Origin of the sequence: Pseudoalteromonas sp. SCQQ13, assembly GCF_015864415.1 — a bacterium.
GTDB classification, from domain to species: Bacteria; Pseudomonadota; Gammaproteobacteria; order Enterobacterales; family Alteromonadaceae; genus Pseudoalteromonas; species Pseudoalteromonas nigrifaciens.
In genome coordinates this window covers 1-3517 of record NZ_JADYXG010000041.1, presented here as the reverse complement: position 1 = coordinate 3517, position 3517 = coordinate 1, and the positions used below count along the sequence as shown (strand labels likewise).

Genomic DNA, 3517 nt, shown 5'->3' with positions numbered 1-3517 from the left:
TGCAGTTATTGGTTTAACAGCTATTTATGGCATAGGTAAGACTCGCTCTAAGGCTATCTTAGCAGCGACTGGTATCGAAAAAAAAAAAAAAATCGGTGAACTTTCAGACGAAACTCTTGACGTATTGCGTGATGCAGTTGGCAAGTACACCGTTGAAGGTGATCTTCGTCGTGAAGTTACTTTAAATATCAAGCGCCTAATGGACCTTGGTTGTTATCGTGGCCTACGTCACCGTCGCTCTTTACCACTACGTGGTCAAAGAACTAAGACTAACGCGCGTACCCGTAAGGGTCCTCGTAAGCCTATTAAGCGATAAGGGGATAGTATTATGGCTAAGACACCAATTCGTCGTAAAAAGGTTAAAAAACAAGTTGCTGATGGTATGGCTCATGTTCATGCTTCTTTCAACAACACTATTGTAACGATTACCGATCGTCAAGGTAATGCACTATCATGGGCTACTGCCGGTGGTTCAGGTTTCCGTGGTTCACGTAAATCTACTCCATTTGCTGCTCAGGTTGCTGCAGAGCGTGCAGGTACTGCTGCTCAAGAATACGGTTTAAAAAATCTAGAAGTTTTCATCAAAGGTCCAGGTCCAGGTCGTGAATCTGCTGTACGTGCTTTGAATGCTGCTGGCTACCGTATTACCAACATTACTGACGTGACGCCAATACCACATAATGGTTGTCGTCCACCGAAGAAACGTCGCGTTTAACAATAGGTTAGGAGAAATAACATGGCAAGATATTTGGGCCCTAAGCTCAAGCTGAGTCGTCGTGAAGGCACTGACCTGTTCCTTAAGAGCGGCGTAAGAGCTATCGACTCTAAGTGTAAACTTGAGACTGCACCTGGTCAGCATGGCGCTCGTAAAGGTCGCTTATCTGATTACGGTTTACAATTACGTGAAAAGCAAAAAGTACGTCGTATCTACGGTGTATTAGAAAAGCAATTCCGTAACTACTACAAAGAAGCTGCTCGCCTTAAAGGTAATACAGGTGAAAACTTGTTACAGCTATTAGAGCAACGTTTAGACAATGTTGTATATCGCATGGGTTTTGCTAGCACACGTGCAGAAGCACGTCAGTTAGTAAGCCATAAAGCGATTTTAGTTAATGGTCGTGTTGTGAATGTTCCTTCATACGTAATTGCTCCAGAAGATACTGTTGTAATCCGTGAGAAGTCTAAAACACAAGCACGTATCATCGCTGCTCTAGAGTTGGCTGAGCAACGTGAAAAGCCGACTTGGGTTGAAGTTGACGGTAAGAAATTGGAAGGCAGCTTTAAGCGTCTACCTGAGCGTTCAGATCTGTCTGCGGACATTAATGAACAACTAATCGTCGAACTTTACTCTAAGTAAAGTTAAGAGTTAAGAGAGGATAAAATGCAGGGTTCTGTTACAGAATTTCTAAAACCAAGGTTAGTCGATATCGACGCTATCAACCCAACACGTTCTAAAATAGTTTTAGAACCACTTGAGCGTGGCTTCGGTCACACTTTGGGTAATGCCTTACGCCGTATACTGCTTTCATCTATGCCTGGATGTGCAGTAACTGAAGTTGAAATCGACGGTGTATTGCATGAGTACAGCGCGAAAGAAGGCGTTCAAGAAGACATCATTGAAATACTATTAAACCTAAAAGGTTTAGCAGTAACGTTAGAAGGCAAAGATGAAGTTTTTCTGACCCTGGCTAAATCTGGTGTAGGCCCTGTGACTGCGTCAGATATTCAGCACGATGGCGATGTAACAATTGCTAACCCAGATCATGTTATTTGTAATTTAACAACAAATAACAGCGAGATCAGCATGCGTATTCGTGTTGAACGTGGTCGTGGTTATGTGCCGGCATCTAGTCGTTTATCCTCTGATGACGATGAGCGTCCAATTGGTAGATTGTTGCTTGATGCATCATTTAGCCCAGTTGAACGTATTGCGTACTCGGTTGAATCAGCTCGAGTTGAGCAACGTACAGATTTAGACAAGTTAATCATTGATATGGAAACAAACGGCACTTTAGATCCAGAAGAAGCGATCCGCCGTGCGTCTACTATCTTAGCTGAGCAATTAGATGCATTCGTAGATTTACGTGATGTAACTGAGCCAGAAGAGAAAGAAGAGAAGCCAGAATTCGATCCTATTCTACTTCGTCCAGTTGATGATCTTGAACTAACAGTACGCTCAGCAAATTGTTTGAAAGCCGAGCAAATTCAATATATCGGTGATTTAGTTCAGCGCACTGAAGTTGAGCTTCTTAAAACGCCTAATTTAGGTAAGAAGTCTCTAACTGAAATTAAAGACGTGCTAGCTTCACGTGGACTTTCTCTAGGCATGCGCCTAGAAAATTGGCCACCTGCAAGTTTAGCTGAATAATCTAAATCACTATATTAGTTTAGTTAGAAGGATAGGGTCATGCGCCATCGTAAGAGTGGTCGTCAATTAAACCGTAACAGTAGCCATCGTAAAGCGATGTTTAGCAATATGGCAGGTTCTTTGGTGAAACATGAAATCATCAAAACTACTTTGCCTAAAGCGAAAGAGTTACGTCGTGTAATTGAACCTTTAATCACACTGGCTAAGACTGACAGTGTAGCAAATCGCCGTTTAGCGTTTGCTCGCACGCGTGATAATGAAGTTGTTGGTAAGTTATTCAGTGAAATCGGTCCACGTAACGCGGATCGTCCAGGTGGTTACACTCGTATTCTTAAGTGTGGCTTCCGTACTGGTGATAATGCACCAATGGCTTATATTGAACTAGTTGGTCGCCCAGCGACTAGCGAAGCAGTTCAAGAAGACGCACAGTCTGCAGAGTAAGTCTTAAAGAAACCTAAAAGCCGAGCCTATGCTCGGCTTTTTCTTGCCTAAAATTTGTTAATCTATATGAATCAGTGATTACCTTCTATTATGATCGTTTACGAGTACTGACTCATAGATTCTAAATTGATAAGTTGTTTTAACACCTGCTTTAATATCCCTACCAAGTTACTCTTTACTTATTACTCATTCAAAATAGCCTATCAGATCATGGTTAAGGATTATCTTCATTATATATTGTTCGTTTAGAGCTATTATATAATACAACTCCAAAACTTAGATTATCCAGTAGAGCGGCCCACTACGAAGTTTATATTTATAAATCTGATTATAAGACATAACGTGTACTCATTTACCTATATTAAGAATCTCATATCAAGGTTGAGTATTACGGCCTAAGTAAACTTACTTCTTAATATTATTAAATTATGATTAAACATAGCTCGATCAATTCAATTTTCGCCTTTTGATTACTTTAAATGATTTTAAGTAATACGAGTCTTCTCATATTGGTTAGTTATTTAGCATAGATGATCCAAATATGTCTTTATTCATTAGTAGTTGTCATAACTTTAATTTCAAATAGCGCTATAAATGTCTTAATGATAGTAGTTTAGTTGTGTTTTTAAGCGTTTAGCTCAAATACTCAGCGAACAGCAGTTTATTTCAAGTTTTCTTTAAAAAACAGTTGATCTGTTTTCGGATCTC

General features: G+C 40.2%; 5 protein-coding genes. All 5 read left to right on the top strand.

What is annotated here, in order from left to right; all coding sequences use genetic code 11:
• Positions 1–7: 7 nt before the first annotated feature.
• From rpsM to rplQ, 5 genes are read left to right on the top strand one after another with little or no spacing between them, the layout of a single operon-like run.
• Positions 8–316 carry a 30S ribosomal protein S13 gene (gene rpsM, locus I6F41_RS17865; RefSeq protein ID WP_442960634.1) on the top strand — a complete coding sequence of 103 codons (309 nt, stop codon included), beginning with the start codon at positions 8–10 and terminating at the stop codon, positions 314–316.
• Positions 317–328: 12 nt separating this feature from the next.
• Positions 329–715: a 30S ribosomal protein S11 gene (gene rpsK, locus I6F41_RS17860; RefSeq protein WP_002959471.1), complete on the top strand. Its 387-nt coding sequence runs from the start codon at positions 329–331 to the stop codon at positions 713–715.
• Positions 716–736: 21 nt separating this feature from the next.
• On the top strand, positions 737–1357 hold the full coding sequence (gene rpsD, locus I6F41_RS17855) for a 30S ribosomal protein S4 (protein WP_011329438.1): 621 nt from the start codon (positions 737–739) through the stop codon (positions 1355–1357).
• Between the two features lie 24 nt (positions 1358–1381).
• Positions 1382–2368 (top strand): DNA-directed RNA polymerase subunit alpha, encoded by a 987-nt coding sequence (locus I6F41_RS17850; RefSeq protein WP_011329437.1) that lies wholly within the window; start codon positions 1382–1384, stop codon positions 2366–2368.
• A 39-nt stretch (positions 2369–2407) separates the two neighbouring features.
• Positions 2408–2809 carry a 50S ribosomal protein L17 gene (rplQ, locus tag I6F41_RS17845; protein WP_002959450.1) on the top strand — a complete coding sequence of 134 codons (402 nt, stop codon included), beginning with the start codon at positions 2408–2410 and terminating at the stop codon, positions 2807–2809.
• The last annotated feature ends 708 nt before the right edge of the window (positions 2810–3517 follow it).